Source organism: Kitasatospora griseola, from assembly GCF_044999035.1.
Classification (GTDB): domain Bacteria; phylum Actinomycetota; class Actinomycetes; order Streptomycetales; family Streptomycetaceae; genus Kitasatospora; species Kitasatospora griseola.
This window is the reverse complement of the sequence record NZ_CP173360.1, coordinates 1,241,059-1,263,204: the sequence shown is the minus strand read 5'-3', so window position 1 is coordinate 1,263,204 and position 22,146 is coordinate 1,241,059. Positions and strand designations below refer to the sequence as shown.

The following is a 22,146-nucleotide window of genomic DNA, read 5'->3' as shown; positions in this document are numbered from 1 at the left end:
CGGCGAGGGTGGGGCCGGGGCCCGGACGGCGGGGGACGTACTCTGGACGCATGGCGGAGCAGCAGTCGGAGACCAGGGGCGCCGAACAGATCTGCGAGGTGTCGGCCGACCCGGAGCAGGCCCGGCGCGGGCTGCGGCCCGGCGGGCCCGGGGAGCGCGCCGCGTGTGTGCTGTGCGGCGGGGAGACCGAGTACCCGGCCGAGACGCCCGGATCCACGCTCTGCCCGGTCTGCACCTGGCAGCAGGCCCAGCGTGGCGCGTGCTCCGGCTGATGATCCATCAGACAATCGGTCAATGACCGTTTTTGCGCCGAGCGCCGGGCCCGCCGCCGACCGACTGGAACGCCCCGACGCCACGCTCGCCTTCGAGACCACCGGCAGCGCCGGCCCGCTCGCCGTGCACGCGCACGGCTCGCTCTCCAGCCGGGCCCACGAGCGGCGGGCCGGCCTGTTCGACTGGACGCCGCTCACCGCGACCCACCGCCTGGCCCGCTACGACGCGCGCGGCCACGGCCGGTCCACGGGCCGGCCGGTCGCCGCCGACTACAGCTACCCCGCGCTCGCCGCCGACCTGCTCGCGCTCTGCGACCACCTCTCGCCGGACGCCCCCGTCACCGGGCTCGGCGCGTCCATGGGCACTGCGACGGTGCTGTGGGCGGCGCTCGCCCGGCCCGAACGGTTCGACCGCCTGGTGCTGGCCATCCCCGCCGTCGCCTGGGCGGCCCGCGAGCCGCGCCGAGCCGGGCTGCGGGCCGCCGCGACGCTGGTGGAGCGGCGCGGAACGGGCACCCTCAGGGCCGCCGCGAAGTTCTCCGGACCGCCCGCCGTCCTCGCCGAAGCCCCCCAGTACGCCACCGAGTTCGACGCCGTCGAGGACCTCGTCCCGTCCGTCCTGCGGGCCGCCGCCGACGCCGACCTCCCCGCCCCCGACCGCCTCCGCGACCTCCCCCACCCCGTCCTGATCCTGGCCTGGCCCACCGACCCCGTCCACCCCCTCGGCACCGCCCGCACCCTGGCCGAACACCTCCCGAACGCCCGGCTGCACACCGCCACCACCCTTGCGGACGTCAGGAGTTGGGGACGCCTCGCCGCGGACTTCCTGGCGGGCCGTCGGCACGGGTGAGGTCCGGGGCCGTGCGCCCGGGCAGTGGCTCAGGCGTCGTCGCGGGTGGTGTGGTGGACGGTGGAGCCGTGGCGGTGCTTGCGGACGAGGAGTTGGGCGGGGATGCGGGTGCGGAGGTCGGCGACGTGGCTGACGATGCCGACGGCGCGGTCGCGTTCGCGGAGGGAGTCGAGCACGTCCATGACTTCCTCAAGGGTGTTCTCGTCGAGGGTGCCGAAGCCCTCGTCGATGAAGAGGGTGTCCAGGGGCATGCCGCCGGCCTCGTCCGTCACGACGTCGGCGAGGCCGAGGGCCAGGGCGAGCGAGGCGAAGAAGGACTCGCCGCCGGAGAGGGTGGCGGTGTCGCGCTCGCGGCCGGTCCAGGCGTCGACGACGTGGAGGGAGAGGCCGGAGCGCTTGGTGCCGGAGACCAGGCCGTCGCTGTGGACCAGGGTGTAGCGGCCGCCGGACATCTTCAGCAGGCGCTGGCTGGCCGCGGCCGCGACCTGCTCCAGGCGGGCGGCCAGCACGTAGGACTCCAGGCGCATCCGCAGCGCGTTCTCGGCGGGCGCGCCCGCGAGCAGCGCGGCCAGGCGGCTGATCCGGGCGTACGCGTCGAGGACGGGGGCGAAGGCGTCGGCGAGGGCGGTCAGGTCGCGGGTGATCCGGGCCAGCGCCGCCACCCGGTCGTCGGCGGTGCGGTGCGCGGTGTCGGCGGCGCGCAGGACGGCGGTGGCGTGTTCCTCCGCGGCGTGCGCGAACTCCGGTTCGGCCGAAGGGAGTTCGGCGGCCGCGCGCAGCTCCGGGTCGGCGAGGCGGGCGGCGGCCTGCTCCAGCGCGGCGTCCAGCTGCTCGAACTGCCGCTGCAGTGCGTCGCGTCGGTGGGCGGGGAGCTCGGCGGCGGCGAGCGCCGACAGGTCGGCGAAGCCCGCGTCGGCGGCGGCGCGCTCCAACGCGCCGGTGGCCTCGGCGAGTCGGCGGGTGGTCTCGGCGGTGGTGCGGGCCGCGTCGAGGACGGCCGTGACGGCGGCCGCGAGGGCGTCCACCGCGGCGGCGCGGGCCGCGACCGACGGGGCGTCGCCCCGGGCGGCGGCGATCCGCCCGGCCAGCGTGTCGAGCTCGGCCGTGACGGTGCCCAGCCGGTCGGCGAGGACGGCGCTGCGCTCGCCCGCCTGCCGCAGTCGCTCGTGGCGGGCCCGGCGTTCCTGCTCCAGCCGCGCCACCTGCTGGCCCAACGGCACCAGCCGCTCCGCGGTGTGCAGCGCCTCGCGCCGCTCGGCGGTCAACTCGTCGAGGGCGGCGGTGAGTTCGGCGACCGAGCGGCCGGCGGCGGCGGTCTCGGCGGCCGCGGCGTCCACCTGGAGGGTGCCCAAGCGGTGCTTGGCGGCGTCGAGTTCGGCCTCCGCGGCGTGCTGGGCGGCGCGGGCGCGCTGCTCGCCGGCGGCGGTGACCTGGTCGGCCGACGGGCGGGCGGGGGCCGGGTGCTCGGGCGAGCCGCACACCCGGCAGGGCTCGCCGTCGGCCAGCTGGGCCGCCAACTCGGCGGCCATGCCCGTCAGTCGGCGCTCCTGGAGGTCCAGGGTGCGGGACCGGGCGGCCAGCGCGGCGTCCGTCAGGGTGCGGACCTGGGCCTCGGCGGCGGACAGTGCGGCCCGGAGCGAGCGGTGGCGGTGGGCCGCGTCCTGGCGGGCCGTCAACTCCTGTTGCCGGGAGTCGAGTCGGGCGAGCAGCGCGTGCGCGTCGCGGGCCGCGTCGAGGTCGACGGTCAGCTGCTTCAGCTGGTCGTCGAAGCCGGACAGCCAGTCCTGCGACTCCTCCGCCAGGTCGTCCGCCCGCTTCTGCTCGGCGGCCAACTCGCCGCGCTCGACCAGCAGTCGGGAGTGGCGCTGCTCGTCCGCGCGGGCCTCCGCGAGGCGGGTCGCCTCGGTGCGCAACGTGCGTTCCGCAGCGGTGGGTTCGAGGTCGCCGAGCAGCTGGACGGCCCACGGCGCGGCGGCCCGCGCGGTGAGCGTCGCGCGGTGGGCCGACTCGGTGGCGGTGGCGGCGGCGTGGGCGGCCAGCGCGCCCTGGTGCAGGGTGCGCAGCGGGGACAGTGCCCCGGCGGCCAGCGCGAGGCGCAGGCGGGCCCGGTCGGGGGCCGACTCCCGGTCGGCGTCGGTCAGTCGGAGGTGGTCCTGCTGCGCGGAGCGGTGGCGGTGCTGACGGTCCGCCAGGGTGCGCTGGGCGTCCAGGTGCGTGCGGGCCCGGGTGCGGGCCGACTCGGCGCCCTCCAGCGCGAGCGCCGTCGCGGTGACGCGTTCGGCGGCCGTGCCGCGCAGCATCGCCGCCCAGGCCAGCACGTCCACCGCGGAGGCGTTCTCGTCGGGCCGGTGCGCGGCGGCGTCCGCGGCGAGCGGACCGGCGGCCTCCTCGGCCCGGGCCGCCAGGTCGCGCAGCTTCTGCCGCCCGGCCTGCACCTCGTGCTCCTGGCGCAGCCGGCGCTCCGCCGTCCAGCGCTCCAACTGGTCGAACCGGCCGGTGTCGAACAGCTTGCCGAGCAGGTCGGCGCGCTGCTTGGAGTCCGCGCGCAGGAACCGCGCGAAGTCGCCCTGCGGCAGCAGCACCACCTGGCAGAACTGGTCCCGGCTCATGCCGAGCAGCCGGGTCAGCTCCTCGCCGGCCTCCTGGTGCGACTTGCTGACCGCGACCCAGCCCGGCCCGCCCTCGCCGGCGTCCGCAGCCCACTCGCGCAGCAGCGTCTGCGCCTTGTCCGCGGTGAAACCCGAACCGCGCTTCTTCGGCCGGAGCTGCTCGGGGCTGCGGGTGATCTCCAGCCGCCGCCCGCCCAGCGTCGCCTCCAGCACCACCTCGGTGCGCCGCCCCTGGTCGGCGTGGTCGCTGCGCACGCCGTTGCTCCTGCGCGAGCCCGGCAGTTCGCCGTACAGCGCGTAGCAGACCGCGTCCAGCACGCTGCTCTTGCCCGCGCCGGTCGCCCCGCGCAGCAGGAACAGGCCGGACGCGGTGAGCCGGTCGAAGTCGATCCGCTCCGTCGACGCGAACGGGCCGAACGCGGTGACGGTGAGCTGGTGCAGCCTCATCGGGCGCTCCCCTTCGAGAGGTTCATCGGCCGTTCTCCTCGGCCCGGTCGGCGGCCGTGCGGCGCACCGCCTCCAGGCCCTCCAGCAGCCAGGACTGCTCGGTGTCGTCCAACTCCCGCCCCGGGCGGACGTGGGCGACGAAGCCCTCCACCACCTCCCGGTCGCTGCGCCCGCTGACCCGCTGCGCGTACGACCGGGACGCGGCCTGCTCGCCGCCCTCGGGTTCGAACAGCAGCTGCAGGGTGTGCGGGAAGCGGACCCGCAGCCGCTCCATCGGGTCGACCGGCCGGACCGGGTCGGTCAGCGTGGCCTGGACCCAGGCGCCCTCGGCCCACTCGTGCTCGTCGGCGGTGAGCAGCTCGTCCAGGCGGCCGCGCAGCTGGGCCAGCCGACGCGGCTGCGGGCAGAAGATCCGGGTGGCCTCGACGGCGCCCTCGGCGTCCAGGTCGACCAGCCACATCGACTTGCGGTGGGTGGTCTCCGAGAACGAGTAGGCGAGCGGCGAGCCCGAGTAGCGCAGGTGCGGGGCGAGGGTCTGGCAGCCGTGCAGGTGCCCGAGGGCCACGTAGTGCACCCCGTCGAACACCCCGGCCGGCACCGACTGCACGCCGCCCACCGCGATGTCCCGCTCGCTGTCGCTCTGCTCGCCGCCCGTCACGAACGCGTGCGCCAGCACCACGGCCCGGGTGCCCGCCGGACGCGCGGCGAGGTCGGCCCGGACGGCGTCCATCGCCGCCGCCAGCACCTGCTCGTGGCCGCCCTTCGCCAGGCCCAGCCGGTCCCGGACCAGCGCCGGCTCCAGGTACGGCAGCCCGTACACCGCGACCGGCCCGTGCCCGTCGGCCAGCAGCACCGGCTCGGCGAGCGTGCCCGGATCGGTGCGCAGGTGTATGCCCGCCCGCTCGATCAGCCGGGACGCGACCCCGAGCCGGCGGGCCGAATCGTGGTTGCCGCTGATGAAGACGGTCGGAATGTTCCGCTCGGCCAGCCGCCACAGCACATCGTCGAAGAGCGCGACGGCCTCCAGCCCGGGCAGCGCCCGGTCGTACACGTCACCCGCCACCAGCACGGCGTCGACCCGCTCGGCGACGGCGGTGGCCACCAGGTGGTCGAGGAACGCGCGCTGCGCCTCGTGCAGGTTCTCGCGGTGGAACGAACGGCCCAGGTGCCAGTCCGAGGTGTGCAGCAGCCTCACGCCGAAGCTCCCCGCAGCATGTCTGTCACTCCTCGTCGCTTTCATGGTGGTCCGGCCGGTACCGAGTATCACAGGTACGGGTGACAGGCCGGGTCGGGAGTGACGGGAGGGGCGGTCGGGAGGGGTGGGGCGCTGACCCGGGTGGCGGCCGGGGCTGTTCATCGGTCGGGTGTTCGGGGAAGATCATCAGGTGGCGAGGGCGGCCGCCCGGAGTGCGGAGGGAGTGGCATGGGCATCGAATACAGCCCGGAGATCTCCGAACTGCTCGGGCGGGTCCGACGCCGGCCGAACGCCGGCTGGCCCTGGCACGCCGGGTTGGCGGTGCCGGAGGGGCTCCCGGTGAAGCAGTCCTGGGGCTGGCTGTTCGCCCCCGACGGCCGGGTGCTCACGCTGGTCAACCCCCGGGACGGCGTGGTCAGCCTCCCCGGCGGCTCGCTGGAGGCGGAGGACGCGGGCGATCCGGGCGCGACGCTGGCCCGCGAGGCGGCCGAGGAGGCCCAGGCGCTGATCGGGCCGCCGGTCTACCTCGGTTACCTGTACGACCGGGTCGGCTCGGCGAACGGCGGCCACGAGTGCGCCCGGGTGCGGATGGCCGCGGCGCTGCACGGCGTCGCCCGGTCCGCCCCCGATCCGGCTTCCGGCCGCCACTACCGTCGTCTGCTGGTCGCCCCGGGCCTGGCCGTCGAACTCCTCGGCTGGGGTGCGGCCGGACTGCAGCAGGCCCGGGCGGCGGTGGCGGCGGCGGTCGCGGTGCTGGGGGTTCCGGCGTCGGCGAACGAGACGATCGAGGAACTGCCGCTCGGGGGCTGCTGGCTGCGCTGAGCCCGCCGCCCGGGTGCGCAATCGGTGCGGTGAGTCAACTGGTTTTGCTGCCAACCGAGTTGGCGGATCCGGCGGGTAGCATCCGCAGCATGACGGATATTCAGGAGTTCGATGCGCGTGCCCTGAAGGTCACGCAGACGGTCGTCGACCGCGTCGCCGCGGACCGGCTCGACCGCCCGACGCCGTGCGGGGACTGGACACTCGGGCAGTTGCTCGCGCACATGACGGGACAGAACCACGGCTTCGCGTTCGCGGCCGGCGGCGAGCTGCACGGGCGCGAGGTGTGGCGCGACCGCCCGGTCGGCGACGATCCGGGCGAGGCGTTCGCCGCCTCGGCGGCCGCGGTGGTCGCGGCGTTCGGCGAGGAGGGCGTGCCGGAGCGGGAGTTCTGGCTTCCGGAGGTGCGCGGCGGGCAGTGGTTCCCGGCCGTTCAGGCGGTCGGCTTCCACCTGGTCGACTACGTGGTGCACGGCTGGGACGTCGCCGCCTCGATCGGCGTCGGGATCGAGTTCGACGCGGACGTGCTGGCGGCCGCACTGACGGTCGCCGAAGCGGTTCCGACCGGTGCTTCCCGCGAGCGGGAGGGCGCCGCGTTCGCGCCCGCGCTGGACGTGCCGGCCGGGGCCTCCGTGCTGGACCGGATCCTGCTGCTGCTCGGCCGCGACCCGAACTGGTCCGCGCCGGGGCACACCGGCTGACGGGGGTTCGGGGCGCGGGGCGGGCCGGTGTCGCCCCCACGGGGGTGGGGCGGCACCGGCCCGGCGGTCGGGGCGCAGGGCGGGCCGGTGTCGCCCCCACGGGGGTGGGGCGGCACCGGCCCGGCGGTCGGGGCGCGGGGCGGTGCGGGTCAGCAGGTGCCGGTGATCCGCTTCTGGCCCACCAGGACGACGCCGTCGTTGGCGATGACGACGCTGATGGCCGCGGTGCCCGCGGAGTTCGACGACCACAGCGCGGTGCCGTACTGGGTGTACAGCACGAAGTTGCCGTCCGACTGGTACGAGGCGTGGTGGGCGGCGCTCCCGTTGGTGCCGGTCGCCCAGCACACCGTGCGGCCGCTGCCGGACCCGCGGTACTCGACGAGGTTGCCGTCCGACTGCAGGATCAGCTGGTAGACGCCGCTGGGGCTGACGATCGAGTCCCCGACGTTGAGGCTCTGGCCCGGAATGATGCCCTGGCTGGAGGTCGCCGACGCGCTCCCGGTCGCGCCGAGGACGGCCGCCGCGGCCGCGGTGACGGCGACAGCGGCCTTGGCCGCACCGCGAATGGTCTTGTTCATCATTGCCCCCTTGCTCAATATGTGTCCGACATGCCCGCCGCATTCATCGGCGGCGAACGCGGATCAAAGCTAGCCGCAGGGGCGGGCGGAAAGATGGTCGACGGTCGTGATTCAGCTCACATTGTCGAGGGTTTAATATCCTTTTCCGAAATTTACCGCCGTACTGTGTGCAATTTGCGAAACCCTGCCGGAGGGGGGCGGCTGTGTGGTGCGAGTCACGGCTGCGCGAGGTTTAACTGCACTCCGTGATGGCCGAGTTGACCTCGCGTTCGATCGGCGGGCGGGTGTCGGGGCCGGGTGGGGGTGCGAGCCGCGCGGGTCGGGAATTCCACCTCCGCCCGCCGCTGGGCAGCGGCGCTGCTCGTCGGCCGGGCGAGTGTCCGCGGCGAAGTGGCGGGCGTGGCGCGGAATTCTTCGGGCGCATCGGAAATCGGCGACCGCCGACCGGTATTTCGTCCTCGATGTCCGGAGGGTGGGACGGTTCGGCGCGCCCGATCCGGCGCTCGGTGCGCGCTCGGACGGCGGCGGTGCGGGCGGCTCGCGCCGGGGGGTGCCACGACTGCCCATTTGGGGCGGGTGGGGCTGGAGTGCGCCGTGAGCACACTGTGTCACGCCCCCATTGCGCTCGGAGATGAGGCCTGAGGTGACGGTGCGTCAGGTGAAAAATCGGGCGATCGGACGTTCGGGCGGTGCTTCGCGGGATTTCCGCAGCCCAGGTCAGGGGTGGGTCTCCGCGCGTAGCGAAAATCGAGTGACCGTTGGATGAGAGTTCGTCAAATTCTTTGGCATGACCGCTTCCCTGCGAGGCTACTGGCTGGTATCCAATGTGTGGCCTGCGTCACCCATGGAGGAAACATGACTAGAGTCCGTGCCATCACCGTCGCTCTCACCGCGGCGGCCCTGTCCGTCACCACCCTTGTCGCCGCCACCCAGGCGAGCGCCGCCGGCGTCAACTATGTTGCGCTCGGCGACTCGTACTCGGCCGGCGTCGGCTCGGGCAGCTACACCAGCGAGAGCGGCAGCTGCAGCCGCAGCACCAACGCCTACCCGTACCTGTGGAAGAACGCGCACGCCCCGACCTCGTTCAAGTTCGTGGCCTGCTCGGGTGCGACGACCAACGACGTGGTCGCCAACCAGCTCAGCTCGCTGAGCTCGACGACCACGCTGATCTCGATCACCATCGGCGGCAACGACGCGGGCTTCGCGTCGACCATGCAGACCTGTGTGCTGAGCAGCGACAGCTCGTGCCTGAGCGCCGTGAACACGGCGAAGAGCTACGCCAACAACACGCTGCCGGGCAAGCTCTCCAGCCTGTACTCGCAGATCAAGGCCAAGGCGCCCAACGCGCATGTGGTGGTGCTGGGTTACCCGCACCTGTACCAGGTGCCGGGCAGCTGCCTGGTCGGCATCTCGGACACCAAGCGGACCGCGATCAACAGCGCGGCGGACACTCTGGACACGGTGATCTCCAAGCAGGTGGCGGCGGCCGGCTTCACCTTCAAGGACGTCCGGTCGATCTTCTCCGGCCACGAGATCTGCGGCTCGTCGTCCCAGTGGCTGAACAGCACCACGCTGCCGATCAGCGACAGCTACCACCCGAACTCCTCGGGCCAGGCGTACGGCTACCTGCCGTCGTTCTCCGCGGGCGTCTGACCCCGGAGTTCACCGAGACGTCCGTGACGGGCGGACGAGCCGGTGTCCGGGCCCATGGGAGGGGCCCGGACACCGGTGTTCGTGAGCCGCCGCGGACTGACGATACGTCAGCTTATTTCAGCGGCGCGGCGGCGGTCACCGCAGGTAGTCGGTGAGCGCCGCAGGCGTCAGACCGGCCGCGCGGGCCGCGTCCAGGGCGCGCTGCAGGTCGCTCGCCAGGGTGTCGGTGAAGTGCAGGATGATCACGTCGCCGGCCTGCAGCGGACCGCCGTGGTAGACGTTCGCGGCGCCGGAGGTGAAGTCGGCGGTCGCGGTCAGCAGGTACGTGATGCCGCAGTTCGCGGCGGCCTGCTGGGTGGTGGCGTCGAAGGTGAAGTACGGCGGCCGCAGGATCGTCGGGGTGGTGCCGTAGCGGGCGGCCACCGCGTCGCGGGCGTCGCAGATCTCGGCCTGCTGCTCGGCGGGCGAGAGGGTCGTCAGGTCGCGGTGTGAGACGGTGTGGTCCTGGATGGAGGAGCCGGGCGCCGCGGTGACCTTGCTGAAGTAGTCCGGCTCGAAGCCCTCCGGCATGGGCAGCGGGAACGCGGTGACCGGCAGCCTGCGGTCGGCGATCAGCTGCGCGGCCTCGGGGGTGCGGAACCAGCCGTCGTCGATGGTGAAGAAGACCACCTTGTCGGCGGTCGGCGCGTTCCAGGTGGCGTACGCGGGGGCGGGGGTGTCCCCGGTGACGCTGACGTCGTCCACCGCGATCGGGCCCTGGCCGTACCAGCCGTGCACGTACAGCTGGACGGAGGTGGTGGCCGCGCCGGTGGTGAAGGTGGTGGACAGCTGCTGCCAGCCGCTGCCGGTGGACGCCGTCCAGGCCGGCGGGGCGTCGTGGCCGGTGCCGGTGGCGCCGATGAACGCGTACGAGCCGTGCACCCACGCCCGGTACGTGTAGCTGGTGTTGGGGCGCACCGCGAGGGTCTGGGTGCACTGGCCGGTGGAGTCGGCGGAGGCCGGGGTGACGGCCAGTGCGGAGCCGCCGGTGCGGGCCGCGGTGGTGACGGCGCCCTCGCCCGCGGCGCAGTGCCAGCCGGGGATCGAGCCCCAGTCGGCGAGCGGCAGGGCGGGGATCTCGAAGCCGGGGTTGGTGGCGAGGTTGACCGCGGGGGCGTCGGCAGCGGCGACCGGGGCGTCGGCGTGCGCGGCCGGGGCGGTGGCGAGGGCGGCCAGCACGGCGGCGGCGGCAGCCGTCGCGAGACGGCGGCGTGCGGAACTGAGCACGGATCGACTCCAGTGTGGGGGAGGAGGGAAGACGTGACTCCCGGAGGGGGCGGGGGTCGGTCGCGGCCCTGCCGCACCGGGCCAGGTGCACACAATGGACTGGACCAATCCCGGCGGTCAAGGGGGACTGGCGGAGATCGGTCAACCGCCGTACCGCCCGTCGAGGCCGCCGCCCCGCAGGGACGGTGACGGACCGTCATGTTCCGGTTCAGCCCGCGTACAGCTCCTCGATGTCCTGCGCGTAGCGCGCCGCCACCGCGGCCCGGCGGATCTTCAGCGAAGGCGTCAACAGGCCCTCTTCCAGGGTGAATTCGTTCGGCAGCAGGCGGAACGCCCGGATCGACTCGGCGCGCGAGACGGTGGTGTTGGCGGCCGCCACGGCCCGCTGCACCTCCTGGTGGAGCTCGTGGTCGGTGAGGGCCTGCCGGACGTCCGACCAGGTCCGGCCGCGGGCCTTGAGCCAGTGCCCCAGGGCCACCGGGTCGAGGGTGATCAGCGCGCCCAGGTACGGCCGGTTGTCGCCCACCACCAGGCACTGGGCGATCAGCGGATGGGCCCGGACGCGCTCCTCCAGGATCGCGGGCGCCAGGTTCTTGCCGCTGGAGGTGACGATCACCTCCTTCTTGCGGCCGGTCAGCGTCAAGTAGCCGTCCTCGTCCAGCGATCCGAGGTCGCCGGTGGCCAGCCAGTCCCCGTGCAGCACCTCCTGGGTGCAGCGCGGGTGGTTGAGGTAGCCGGCGAACACGCCGGCGCCGCGCACCCACACCTCGCCGTCCTCGGCGATCGCCACCGACGCGCCGGGCACCGGGCGGCCCACGGTGCCGAACCTGGGCCGGTCCGGGGGATTGGCGGTGATGGCGGCGGTCGTCTCGGTCAGGCCGTAGCCCTCGTACACCGTCATGCCCGCGCCGGCGAAGAACAGCGCCAACTCCCGCCCCAGCATGGACCCGCCGGAGATCACCGAGCGGACCCGGCCGCCGAGCACGGCCCGCAGCCGCTGGTACACCAGGCGCTCGTACGCGGCGTGCCGCAGCCGCAGCGCGGGGGACGGGCCGGGGCCCCTGCGGTGCGCCCGGCGCTCCCAGGCGGCCGCCCACTCGATCGCCACCTGCTCGGCCTGGACGAAGGTCTCCAGCCGGCCGGACGCCTCGGCGGCCTCCCTGGCCCGGCGGTGGATCTTCTCGAAGATGTACGGCACCGCGTGCAGGAAGGTCGGCCGGAACGACGCCAGGGCCGGCAGCAGGCTGTCCGCGGCCAGCTTGGCGTGATGGCCGATCCGGATGCCGCCGCGCACCGCCGCCACCTGGGTGAGCCGCCCGTACACGTGCGCCAGCGGCAGGAACAGCAGGGTGGCGGGCTGCTCGCCGCCGGTGTCGGAGAACACCTCCGCCCAGCCCTCCAGCACCGCGTCCGCCACCGCCGCGAAGCTGCCGTGGGTGAGCAGACAGCCCTTCGGGCGGCCGGTGGTGCCGGAGGTGTAGATGACGCTGGCCAGTGAATCCGGTGTCACGCCGACCCGCTGACGGTGCACCAGGGCGTCCGGCACCCCCTGCCCGTCCGCCATCAACTGCTGCATGCAGCCCCGGTCCAGCTGCCAGATGCCGGTCAGCTCGGGCAGCGCGTCGCAGACCGCGCCGACCGTCATCGCCTGGTCCTCGTCCTCGACCACGCAGGCCACCGCCGAGGTCTCGGCCAGGATCCAGCGGACCTGCTCGGCCGCCGCGGTCGGGTACACCGGCACCGGGATCGCGCCGACCGACCAGAGCGCGTAGTCGAACAGCGTCCACTCGTAGCGGGTGGAGGACATCACCGCGACCCGGTCGCCGTAGCGCACCCCGCGGGTGAGCAGACCGCGGGCCAGGGCCAGCACCTCGTCGCGGAACTGTGCGGCCGTCACCGGCTGCCAGCCGCCGTCCGCCCAGCGGGACAACTGCACCAGCCGCGGCTCGCGCTCGGCCCGGTCGAACACCGTGTCGGCCAGCCCGCCGGTCACCGCCGAGCTGCCGAGCGCGGGGCTGCTGATCTCTCGCACGGTACCCCCGTTCCCGCCGATCCCCACCCCGGCTCGCACGACCCGGCGGGCGGTACCGGCGAAGCTACCCGATCGGCGCGGTGCTGCCCAGAGTCACCGCCCGACGACACCCCGCACCGGGCACAGTGCCGCAGGTGGGGGCACTGGAGGGGCTCGGCGAGGAAATTAAAGGACGATCCGGACAACACACGATCACGATGCAAATTCACCCTACGAACGGAAGGTCAGGAAGTAGTAGGCTCGCGGCTCTCGTACCCCTCCGTGCCCCCCGACCGATTCCCCCCAGCGCCCCCTGCCGCACCCCGCCGCCCCCTGCCCCCCGGCCGCTCGTGCCCGGCGACCAACACCGACCGAGGACCACCAGAGGACCCCCCATGCGCCTGCGCCGCAGCTCGATCCGCGCGAGGATCATCGCGCTGCTCCTGGTGCCCATCGCGGCGCTCAGCTGCCTGTGGGGCTACTCCACACTGGTCACCACCGGCGACGTGTGGACCCAGCTCGACCTCAGCGCCACCTACGAGGCCTTCGGCAACCCCGCCGACCAGTACGCCTACGACCTGCGGCAGGAACGCTCCGCCGCGGTGCTCCGCCTCGCCGACCCCGGCAACAAGAACTACGGCGACGCCTACCTGAAGACCCAGGCCGCCACCGACCGGGACCTGCAGCTGCTGCGCTACCAGAGCACCAGCCGCGACGCCGGCCGGCTCAACGCCGACCAGCGCGCCCGGATCCAGGACATCATCACGGTCGCCGACCAACTCGCCGCCATCCGCAGCCAGATCGGCCAGCAGCGGACCAACTGGGAAGGCGCGCTCCAGGACTACAGCGACCTGATCAGCCCGGTCTTCGCCTTCCGGTCCTCGTTCGTGGCCAAGGAGAGCGGCGAACTGCCCCGCCAGGGCACCATCCTGGTCGAACTCACCCGGGCCACCGACTACCTGGCCCAGGAGACCGCCGCGATGCGCGCCCTGCGGGCCGGCAGTGCCGGCGCCGCGGGCGACAGCCACAAGCAGCAGGCCGCGCTGGACGCCATGCACGCCCAGCAGACGCTGTTCCGGGTCTACGTCGCCGAACTCGACCCGCAGGACCGCGCCGACTACACCGAGCTGCGCTCCGGCCTCACCTGGAGCACCCTCACCACCGCCGAACACGGCTTCGACGACGCGGCCGACCGGGCCCTGGAGGTCCGCGGCGGCCCCGTCGACTCCTGGGGCGACAACGCCGACAAGGTGCTCGAGGACCTGGACGCGATCAACACCCGGCTGGCCGCCAAGATCGGCGACCAGGCGCACGCCTACGCCGTCAACTCGCTGCTGCGCGGCGGCATCGCCGGCCTGGTCGGCCTGATCGCGGTGGTGCTGTCCATCCTGGTGTCCTACCGCATCGGCCGCCGCCTGGTGCGCGAACTCGTCGGCCTGCGCAACGCCGCCGCCGAACTGTCCACCACCCGACTGCCCTCCGTGATGCTCCGGCTGCGCCACGGCGAGGCCGTCGACGTGGTCGCCGAAGTCCCCCAGCTGGAGTTCGGCGCGGGAGAGGTCGGCCAGGTCGGCCGGGCCTTCAACGAGGTGCAGCGGGTCGCCGTCGAGGCCGCCGTCGAACAGGCCGAGCTGCGCCGCGGCGTCTCCGCGGTCTTCGTCAACCTGGCCCGCCGCTCCCAGGTGCTGCTGCACCGTCAGCTCACCCTGCTGGACACCATGGAGCGCCGCACCGAGGACCCGCGCGAGCTGGAGGACCTGTTCCGGCTCGACCACCTCACCACCCGCATGCGCCGGCACGCCGAGGGCCTGATCATCCTCTCCGGCGGCTCGCCCGGCCGCGCCTGGCGCAAGCCGGTCCGGATGGTCGACGTGGTGCGCGCCGCCGTCGGCGAGGTCGAGGACTACGCCCGGGTCATCGTCCGGCCGTTCCCCGGCACCGGGCTGCTCGGCTCCGCGGTCGCCGACGTCACCCACCTGATCGCCGAACTCGTCGAGAACGCCACGGTGTTCTCCCCGCCGCAGACCCAGGTCACCGTCCAGGGCGAGGTGGTCGCGCACGGCTTCTGCCTGGAGATCGACGACCGCGGCCTCGGCCTGAACGAGCAGCACCTCGCCGAGGTCAACCAGCGCCTCGCCGTGGAGCAGGAGTTCGACCTCGCCGACACCGACCGGCTGGGCCTGTTCGTGGTCTCCCGGCTGGCCCGCCGGCACGGCATCCGGGTCCACCTGCGGCCCTCCCCGTACGGCGGCACCTCCGCCGTGGTGCTGATCCCACGCGAACTCCTCGCCGACAGCGCCGAGATGGCCCCCGAGGGGGCCCGGCCCGCCACCGACGAACCCGCCCACCGCCGGGCCCCCGGCGCCGACCGGCCCGGCCGGGCGCACGCCGCCCCCGGCAAGGCGCTCGGCGGCCCGCGGCCGTCCGCGCCCGACCCGTCCGCGGGGCCCGGCGGCCTGCCGCGACGTCGAACCCCCGGACCGGAAGCGGTGTCCGACCCCGCGTCGGGGACCGGGCGGCACCGCCGGACCGAGGACGCCGGGCCCGCCGCCGCGCCCGCGCTGCCGCCCGCCGACGGACCGGCCCCCGCGACGCCGGGCGCGCCGCTGACGCCGGTGGCCGGCGGGCTGCTGCCGCGCCGGGTCCGGCAGGCCAACCTCGCACCCCAACTCCGGGAAGCTGTCGGCGAGGAGAGCCCCGAGTCGCCCCGCGAGCGCAGCCCCGAGGAGGCCCGCTCCGCTTTCGCCTCCTTCCAGCGCGGCTTCGCCCGCGGCCGCGGCGACCGGCTGCAGCCCGCCTCGCTGACCGTCGTCCGCTCCGAGCCCGACCCGGCCGCCCCCGGCGGCGGCCGGGGCGTTCCCGGCCGGCCCGCCGTGCCGGTCGTGCCGCAGCCCGGCCGCCCGCCCCGGCTGCGGGTCGCGCTGCCCTCCGCGCCGGTGCCGCCCGCGCTGCCGGCCGCCCCCGTCCGTTCCGTCCCCCCGGCGCACCAGCCGCCGGTCGCACCGCCCGCACCAGCAGAAGGAACCGAATCATGACCGCAACAACTCCGCCGTCCGGGAGCCTCGACTGGCTCCTCAACGACCTGGTCGGCCGCGTCGCGACCCTTCGGCACGCGGTGATCCTCTCCAGCGACGGTCTCGCCACCGGCGTCTCCAGCGGCCTCGGCCGGGAGGACGCCGAGCACCTGGCCGCCGTCGCCGCGGGCTTCCACAGCCTGGCCAAGGGCGCCGGCCGGCACTTCCGGGTCGGCGGCGTCCGCCAGACCATGGTCGAGCTGGACGAGGCCTTCCTGTTCATCACCGCCGCCGGTGACGGCAGCTGCCTGGCCGTGCTCAGCGACGCCGAATCCGATGTGGGCCAAATCGCCTACGAGATGGCACTGTTGGTGAAGCGCGTCGGCGAGCACCTGGCCGCCGAGCCGAGGACCGAGACCACTCCGCCCGGGAGATGACCGACCGATGAGCGAGCCCGAGCCGACCGAGCCGACCGAGGGCGCCGCCCCGGGCGGCCCCAGCGGCGAGACCGCGGACGAGACGTCGGCCGACGAACCGTCGGTCGACCTGTTCGCGCCCCGCACGCCCGTGGACGACCGCTGGTTCGACGACGACGCCGGTCCGATGGTCCGGCTGTTCTCGATGACCGGAGGACGCGCCCGGCCGGTCGACGACGGCCTGTTCGACCTGATCTCGCTGGTCACCGCCGCCGGGCAGGCCCTCGCGCCCGGCGGCGCCCCCACCGATCTGCCGTTCGGCCCCGAGCACCACGCGATCATCCAGCTCTGCCGCGAAGAACCCCTCAGTGTGGCCGAGTTGGGCTCCTACACCGACCTGCCGGTGAGCGTGGTGCGGGTGCTGCTCGGCGACCTCCACGACGCCGACCTGATCAGCGTCACCCGACCCTTCCAGCTCGCCCAGCAACCGGACGAGCGCCTGCTGCGAGACGTGATCAATGGCCTCCGTGCACTCTGACGCCCCGTCGACCTCCACCACCCGCAGCGCGCCCTGGGGCGCCAACGCGGTCAAGATCCTCGTGGCCGGCGGCTTCGGCGCGGGCAAGACCACCCTGGTCGGCGCCGTCAGCGAGATCCGGCCGCTGCGCACCGAGGAGACGCTCAGCGAGCGCGGCCGCCCGATCGACGACACCGCCGGCGTCGAGGCCAAGCGCACCACCACCGTCGCGATGGACTTCGGCCGGATCGACCTCCGGCCCGGCCTCGCCCTCTACCTGTTCGGCACCCCCGGCCAGGACCGCTTCTGGTTCGTCTGGGACGAACTCGCCCGCGGCACGCTCGGCGCGGTCGTGCTGGCCGACACCCGGCGCCTGGCCGACTCCTTCCCCTCCGTCGACTACTTCGAGCAGCGCGACATCCCGTTCGTGGTCGCGGTCAACTGCTTCGAGGGCACCGAGGTGTACGCGCCGGAGGACGTCCGGGCCGCGCTCGACCTGCCCGGGACGGTGCCGGTGCTGCTGTGCGACGCGCGCCGCCGCGAGGACGGCAAGGAACTGCTCGTCCGGCTGGTCGAGCACGCCGCCGAGCGGCTCGGAATCCGATTGTAGGACTGGCGGCATTGCCGCAGGTCAGCGGAGTACTGTCCGCATGGTGAGCAGATTTTGTCTTGCTGTGCGGACCAGTCGGTACGGTGGGTTGCCTTCCGGGCACTTCGCGTGGAAGTCTCGTACTCATGCCCGCCGTTCGACGCGGGCCCGATGACACGCGCCGGGGGAGGAGCAGCGCCATGGCCGATGCGGCCCGCATAGCGGCGCTTCCCGCGCTCACCGTCCGGCGATACATCGACCAGGGTCTGATCTACAGCGCCTGCTGTCGCTGAGGCACCGCCACCATCCTGTTCCCGCGGATGTGGTGGCGGTTTCGTGCGTCCCCCGCCGATCCCCGCCGTGCTCCGGAGAGCAGCCCGTGCACCCTCGAACCCTTCTCGACCCGTTCTGGCCCTCGCGCCAGGCCCACCATTTCGATCAGACCTGTCGGCGCGCACCACGCGCCTCCCGCCCGCCGCACTGACCCACCGTCAGCGACGGCGCGCCGGAAGCGCAGACGACGACCACCCACCGACCGTCACGCGCGAAAGAGCCCACGATGTCCTACGCCGCCACCGCGACCCCGCACCTGCGCGCGGTCCGCACCCTGCCGAACCACTCCCTCGACACCGAGCACCGCCGAGTCGCCCCGATCACCCGGCCGGCGCCCGCGATCGCCCCCGAGAGCCTGCTCGCGGGCCTCCAGGACGGCGCGGCCGTGGTCGCCGCACTGCCCCAATCCGTGCTCCCGCAGGGCCTGTTGACGCAGCTCGGCGCGAACGCGAACGCGCCGCTGGTCGGCTACCTGGTGCTGGTCCCGGCCGAGAAGGTCGCTCCCGCGCCCGCACCGGCCCCCGTCGCCGCACCCGCCCCGGTCCGGCCGTTCACCCGCCCCGCCGACAGCGGCATCTCCGTCGACCTCGACCGCCGCAACGCGTACGTCGACGGCTCGCTGCTCGACCTCACCTACCTCGAGTTCGAGCTGCTCGCCCACCTCACCGAGCACCCCCACCGGGTCCACACCCGCGACCAACTCGTGCACACCGTCTGGGGTTACGGCCACGTCGGCGACGGCCGCACCGTCGACGTCCACGTCGCCCGGCTGCGCCGCAAGCTCGGCGCCGCCTACCGCGACACCATCGTCACGGTCCGCCGGGTCGGCTACAAGTACGCGCCGGTGGCCTGAGACTCCGCACGACCGGCCCGGCGAGCCGCGTCGCCGGGGCGGTCGTGCGGCACACGGGCGGCGGCCCGCACCAACTGGTGCGGGCCGCCGTTCTGCTGTTCCCGGCCGACCCGAACCGAGTAGCGCCACCGCCGGTTGTCGCAGTGGGCGGGGCCGAAACCCGTGGGCCCGCCCCGGACGACGAACGTCCGGGGCGGGCCTCGGTGACGACCGGACGCGACCGCGTGGCGAAACGCCGATCGCGCGGTGACCCGGCCCGACCCGGGCGGTCGAAGGCCGGCGGCGTCGGCCGTGGCAGGGCGTCAGCGCGGGGCGCGGATGGCGTCGATGATGCGGGTCCAGTTGTCGCCGCCGTGCCCGTTGTCGACGGCGTGGCGGTAGTGGGCCTGGACGGCGAGGGGGAGGGCGAGGTCGAGGCCGAGGGTGGTGCTGGTCTCGACGATGTGGTCGGCCGTCGCACCCATCATGGTGACGGTGCTGAGGTGGCCGGGGTGTTCGCCCGCGTCGAGGGCGGTGCCGGGGACCTGCTCGACGGCGCGCAGGATGGCGCCGATCCGGTCGGCGGAGGCGAGCAGTTCGGGCAGGGCCTCGGCGGCCTTCATGCCGGCGGTTCCCAGCATCGCGGTGGCGTGCATCAGGGAGGACAGGGTGGTGAGGAACACGGCGAGTTGGGCCTGGTACATCATCTGGGCCAGGCCCGGGTCCGTGCCGAGGTACTTCGGTGTGCCGAGCAGCTCCAGCACCGCAGTATGACGCTCCATCAGTCGAGGGTCGCCGCTGTAGTAGACGTGGGCCGCCGGGGTGCCCACCATCGGCGCGGGAACCATGACGCCGCCGGTGAGGAAGTCCGCGCCGTGGCCGGCCGCCCAGGCCGCCGCCTCGCGCGAGCGGTCGGGCGTGTCGGAGCTGAGGTTGGCCAGGGTCCGGCCGGCCAGCGAGGCGGTGGAGCGGTCGAGGATGTCGTGCATCGCCCGGTAGTCGGTGAGGCTGAGGAGCACCAGGTCGCTCGCCTCCACCGCCTCGGCGGGCGTCGCGGCGAGCGTCGCCCCGGCGGCGACGAGGTCGGTGGCGCGGGCGGGGGTGCGGTTCCAGACGGTGACGGGGTGTCCGGCGGCGAGCAGGGTCCGGGTCATGGCCTGGCCCATCGGGCCGAGGCCGATCACGGTGACGGCGCTGAGCTTCTGTGGTTCGTTCACCCCTCCATGCTCGGAGGCTGCCCCCTGTTCCGGAAGTACCCACTATCTTCTGCGGTACTTACCTTTTTGTCAGGGGGATCGGGATGGTCAAGGCACCGCGGCAGGGTCCGTACATCTGCGGCATCGACGCCGCGCTCGACGTGGTGAGCGGCAAGTGGAAGGGCCTGATCCTCTGGGAGCTGGACACCCACGGCGTTCGCCGCTTCGCCCAACTCCGGCGCGCGCTACCGGGGGTGAGCGAGAAGATGCTGACGCAGCACCTGCGCGAACTGGAGGAGGACGGGCTGGTCCACCGCGAGGTGTACGCGGAGGTGCCGCCCCGCGTCGAGTACTCGCTGACCGACCAGGGGCGCACGCTCAACGAGGCGCTGCGGCCGCTCGGGCTGTGGGGGACCGAGCGGGTGCGCCGGGAAGGGCTGGGGACGGTCGCCGTCGATCAGTGATCCTCGCCCCGCAGGCCCAGGGCCTCGCGGAAGTCGCCGAGGGCGGCGTCGAACCGGCAGGCGGCGGTGCGGAAGGTCGACCGGTCGATCAGCACCTCGGCCAGAGTTCGGCCTCCGGCGGCCGGGTCGTGCGCGTCCAGTCGACGGGCCAGCTCCACGCCCTCGTCGAACAGGGGTTGCAGCTCCGGCAGTTGCGCGGCGAAGGCGTAGGTGCGGTGCTCGCACTGGACGGCGGAACGGACGGTGAGGACGCGGTGCAGCCGGAGCAACTCGGGCAGGTGCCGGTCCGGGTCCTCGGCCAGGGCGTTCACCTGTTCCCGCAGGGTGACCAGGCGGTCGAAGTAGCGCTGCCTGACCCCGGCGGACCACTGCCTGGGGCCCGCGCCTGACGGTGGACACGGGCCGTCGGAGGCCAGCCGTTCGCCGTCGGCGGCGGACCAGGACAGCAGGGTCGCCCAGAACGGCGCCTGGTCGCCGCTCCGCACCTTGCGCTCACCGGTGGTGGCCAACTCCGTCAGCGCGGCCAGCGCCGACTGCCGTGCGGCGGCCGCCCGTTCGGCGTGACCGCAGCCGTCGAGCAGTTCCGCGTACCGGACCAGCGCGTAGAAGTGGCAGGCCAGCGGGCCCCGGTCGTCCGCGTCTTCCCCCGCGTCCAGGCCGACGAGCACCTCGAACGCGGCGAGCGCTTCGTCGATGCGGCCGGCGTCGGCGAGCGTGGCGGCCCACTCCGCGAGGGGCCGGGCGAGCGTGTCGAAGTCGGGTCGCAGCGGCCGGATCGCCGCCACCCACTCGGCGAGGGCGTCGGCGGCCTCGGCGCGGCGGCCCTCCTCGGCGAGGGCGGTGGCCCACAGGTGCAGCGCGCTGACGGCGGGGACTTTGGAGAGTTCGCCCCAGCTGCGCTCCATGGCGACCATCTCGGCGAGCATGGCGAGCCCTTCGGCGCGGCGGCCGAGGGCGTAGAGCTCCCGGTGGCACAGGAGGAAGGCCCTGAACAGGAGCTTCTCGCGGTCGGGTGTGCCCGGATCGATGGCCCGCGCAGCGGCCACCGCCTCCTCGCACAGCGCGAGTCGGAGCGGGTGACTGTCCCGCAGGCCGTGGTCGTAGCTGAGCGACAGCAGGGCGTCGACCAAGCGGGGTAGGTGGGTGGCGGGGTTGACCTGGGCGAGCACCCGGTAGGCCTCGACCTCTTCGCGCCGGGTGGGACCCGTAGCGGCGAGCAGCTTGGTCCGGGCCCGTAGAACGTCGTCCTGATCGATTGTCGGCGAGGGATTCATGACGGGGATTCTGGGCGTCCCGGACGGACCCGAACAAGGCCGGTGACCTGTGCGGTTCGTCCTACGAAAAGGCCTGTCGACCTGTCATGATGGGTGTGTCGTCGGCCCTCGGGCCTCGGCCGGGCGCAGCGGACCCACCGCCCCGGGCGGGGTCGCCGCCCGGCTCTCCTCCTCACTCCCGTTCGGCGGGTGTCTTCGCCTGCCCGGCGTCCGGTCAGCGCTCGTCCGGGGGAAGCAGCAGCACGGCCAGCGCCTGGGCGCAGGTCTGGGCCTGGGCGAGGATGTGGGGGAGGGACTCGGGGGTGAGGTGGGCCGGGGTGGAGCGGAGGGCGAGGGCGAACCGGGCGGTGCGGGTGGCGTCGAGGACGGGGACGGCGAGGGTGCGGATGCCGGGGGCGGACTCGCCGTCGTTGAGGGCGTAGCCGCGTTCCCGGGTGAGGGCGAGTTCGGCGTCGAGGTCGGCGGGGTCGGTGAGGGTGCGGTCGGTGTAGGCGGGGAGCGGTCCGGGCGGCGGGCTCTCGGTGGAGGCGGGCCAGGCGAGCAGCACCTTGCCGAGGGCGGTGGAGTGCAGCGGGCGGCGCAGGCCGAGGCCGGTGGACGGCAGGACGGATCCGCCGACCAGGATGACGGCGTGCGGGCCGGAGCGGATGGCGAGGTCGGCGGTGGCACCGGTGCGGCGGGCGAGCTGGTCGAGTTCGGGGCCGGCCAGGTGCAGTCCGCGCTGGTGGAAGGTGAGTTGGCCGAGTTCGGCGACGGCCGGGCCGAGCCGGTAGCGGGCGGTGCGCTCGTCCTGGTCGAGGAATCCGGTGGCGACCAGGGTGCGGGCTAGGCGGTGCGCGGTGGAGACCGACAGGCCCATCCGGCGGGCGAGTTCGGAGGCGCTGAGGTCGGGACCGTTGTCGTGGAAGCAGTGCAGCAGGCCGAGCGCCCGGTGGACTGCCTGGGCGCCGGCCGGCGGTGACTGCAGGGTTCCGGGGCTGGCGGGCATCGCACCTCTTAGGGATTGGCTCAATCGGGGTCAACTGGGCTGGGATTTCCAGGATATGGGGGTGATCGCCAACGGAGCATGTCGGCGGTGTTGCGGCGGCTCACCCGCACATGAACAACCGA

General features: G+C 74.0%; 19 protein-coding genes. 11 read left to right on the top strand and 8 right to left on the bottom strand.

The genetic code is table 11. From position 1 onward, the window contains the following. Positions 1-50 precede the first annotated feature (50 nt). Both ACI1MP_RS06070 and ACI1MP_RS06065 read left to right on the top strand, forming a co-directional pair. The gene (locus ACI1MP_RS06070) at positions 51-272 is read left to right on the top strand and encodes a hypothetical protein (RefSeq protein WP_100587873.1); all 222 of its coding nucleotides are present in this window, start codon (positions 51-53) and stop codon (positions 270-272) included. A gap of 22 nt (positions 273-294) precedes the next feature. Beyond that, on the top strand, positions 295-1,122 hold the full coding sequence (locus ACI1MP_RS06065) for an alpha/beta fold hydrolase (RefSeq protein ID WP_404867942.1): 828 nt from the start codon (positions 295-297) through the stop codon (positions 1,120-1,122). Positions 1,123-1,151: 29 nt separating this feature from the next. Here ACI1MP_RS06065 and ACI1MP_RS06060 read toward each other — a convergent pair whose 3' ends face one another. Together ACI1MP_RS06060 and ACI1MP_RS06055 are read right to left on the bottom strand one after the other, a co-directional pair. Beyond that, complete coding sequence (locus ACI1MP_RS06060; protein WP_404867941.1) at positions 1,152-4,178, bottom strand: AAA family ATPase; 3,027 nt, start codon at positions 4,176-4,178, stop codon at positions 1,152-1,154. A gap of 22 nt (positions 4,179-4,200) precedes the next feature. Continuing rightward, positions 4,201-5,373: an exonuclease SbcCD subunit D gene (locus ACI1MP_RS06055; protein WP_404867940.1), complete on the bottom strand. Its 1,173-nt coding sequence runs from the start codon at positions 5,371-5,373 to the stop codon at positions 4,201-4,203. A gap of 228 nt (positions 5,374-5,601) precedes the next feature. Between ACI1MP_RS06055 and ACI1MP_RS06050 the strand changes: the two genes are divergently transcribed. Continuing rightward, a complete protein-coding gene (locus ACI1MP_RS06050) occupies positions 5,602-6,195 on the top strand; it encodes a hypothetical protein (RefSeq protein ID WP_380332877.1) in 594 nt (197 codons plus the stop codon). 89 nt (positions 6,196-6,284) lie between these two features. After that, the gene (locus tag ACI1MP_RS06045; protein WP_404867939.1) at positions 6,285-6,893 is read left to right on the top strand and encodes a TIGR03086 family metal-binding protein; all 609 of its coding nucleotides are present in this window, start codon (positions 6,285-6,287) and stop codon (positions 6,891-6,893) included. A gap of 149 nt (positions 6,894-7,042) precedes the next feature. Here ACI1MP_RS06045 and ACI1MP_RS06040 read toward each other — a convergent pair whose 3' ends face one another. Then, positions 7,043-7,471, bottom strand: coding sequence for a hypothetical protein (locus ACI1MP_RS06040; RefSeq protein WP_380332873.1), 429 nt, complete (start codon positions 7,469-7,471; stop codon positions 7,043-7,045). A gap of 855 nt (positions 7,472-8,326) precedes the next feature. On the opposite strand from ACI1MP_RS06040, the gene ACI1MP_RS06035 reads away from it, so the two are divergent. Further along, positions 8,327-9,124: an SGNH/GDSL hydrolase family protein gene (locus ACI1MP_RS06035; protein ID WP_100587879.1), complete on the top strand. Its 798-nt coding sequence runs from the start codon at positions 8,327-8,329 to the stop codon at positions 9,122-9,124. Between the two features lie 135 nt (positions 9,125-9,259). Here ACI1MP_RS06035 and ACI1MP_RS06030 read toward each other — a convergent pair whose 3' ends face one another. Together ACI1MP_RS06030 and ACI1MP_RS06025 are read right to left on the bottom strand one after the other, a co-directional pair. Further along, positions 9,260-10,390, bottom strand: a complete 1,131-nt coding sequence (locus ACI1MP_RS06030) for a polysaccharide deacetylase family protein (protein ID WP_380332870.1) — start codon at positions 10,388-10,390, stop codon at positions 9,260-9,262. Positions 10,391-10,598: 208 nt separating this feature from the next. Then, a complete protein-coding gene (locus ACI1MP_RS06025; RefSeq protein WP_404867938.1) occupies positions 10,599-12,422 on the bottom strand; it encodes an AMP-dependent synthetase/ligase in 1,824 nt (607 codons plus the stop codon). 374 nt (positions 12,423-12,796) lie between these two features. Here ACI1MP_RS06025 and ACI1MP_RS06020 point away from each other — a divergent pair, with 374 nt between their 5' ends. The 5 genes from ACI1MP_RS06020 to ACI1MP_RS06000 all read left to right on the top strand — a co-directional run bounded on the left by ACI1MP_RS06020 (position 12,797) and on the right by ACI1MP_RS06000 (position 18,123). Beyond that, positions 12,797-15,436, top strand: a complete 2,640-nt coding sequence (locus tag ACI1MP_RS06020; protein ID WP_404867937.1) for a nitrate- and nitrite sensing domain-containing protein — start codon at positions 12,797-12,799, stop codon at positions 15,434-15,436. After that, on the top strand, positions 15,433-15,852 hold the full coding sequence (locus ACI1MP_RS06015) for a roadblock/LC7 domain-containing protein (protein WP_189276164.1): 420 nt from the start codon (positions 15,433-15,435) through the stop codon (positions 15,850-15,852). The genes ACI1MP_RS06020 and ACI1MP_RS06015 overlap by 4 nt, the downstream gene beginning before the upstream one ends. A gap of 7 nt (positions 15,853-15,859) precedes the next feature. Continuing rightward, entirely contained in the window at positions 15,860-16,369 is a 510-nt protein-coding gene (locus ACI1MP_RS06010) for a DUF742 domain-containing protein (protein WP_380344833.1), read from the top strand. Next, the gene (locus ACI1MP_RS06005) at positions 16,350-16,958 is read left to right on the top strand and encodes an ATP/GTP-binding protein (protein WP_380344830.1); all 609 of its coding nucleotides are present in this window, start codon (positions 16,350-16,352) and stop codon (positions 16,956-16,958) included. Before ACI1MP_RS06010 ends, ACI1MP_RS06005 begins: the two co-directional genes overlap by 20 nt. 538 nt (positions 16,959-17,496) lie before the next feature. Continuing rightward, the gene (locus tag ACI1MP_RS06000; RefSeq protein ID WP_063856556.1) at positions 17,497-18,123 is read left to right on the top strand and encodes a winged helix-turn-helix domain-containing protein; all 627 of its coding nucleotides are present in this window, start codon (positions 17,497-17,499) and stop codon (positions 18,121-18,123) included. A 302-nt stretch (positions 18,124-18,425) separates the two neighbouring features. Here ACI1MP_RS06000 and ACI1MP_RS05995 read toward each other — a convergent pair whose 3' ends face one another. Then, a complete protein-coding gene (locus tag ACI1MP_RS05995) occupies positions 18,426-19,319 on the bottom strand; it encodes an NAD(P)-dependent oxidoreductase (RefSeq protein ID WP_404867936.1) in 894 nt (297 codons plus the stop codon). Between the two features lie 83 nt (positions 19,320-19,402). Here ACI1MP_RS05995 and ACI1MP_RS05990 point away from each other — a divergent pair, with 83 nt between their 5' ends. After that, positions 19,403-19,762, top strand: a complete 360-nt coding sequence (locus ACI1MP_RS05990; RefSeq protein ID WP_404867935.1) for a winged helix-turn-helix transcriptional regulator — start codon at positions 19,403-19,405, stop codon at positions 19,760-19,762. Here ACI1MP_RS05990 and ACI1MP_RS05985 read toward each other — a convergent pair. Together ACI1MP_RS05985 and ACI1MP_RS05980 are read right to left on the bottom strand one after the other, a co-directional pair. Beyond that, positions 19,756-21,036, bottom strand: coding sequence for a hypothetical protein (locus ACI1MP_RS05985; RefSeq protein ID WP_404867934.1), 1,281 nt, complete (start codon positions 21,034-21,036; stop codon positions 19,756-19,758). The genes ACI1MP_RS05990 and ACI1MP_RS05985 overlap by 7 nt on opposite strands. A gap of 214 nt (positions 21,037-21,250) precedes the next feature. Continuing rightward, on the bottom strand, positions 21,251-22,024 hold the full coding sequence (locus ACI1MP_RS05980; protein ID WP_380340453.1) for an IclR family transcriptional regulator: 774 nt from the start codon (positions 22,022-22,024) through the stop codon (positions 21,251-21,253). Between the last annotated feature and the right edge of the window lie 122 nt (positions 22,025-22,146).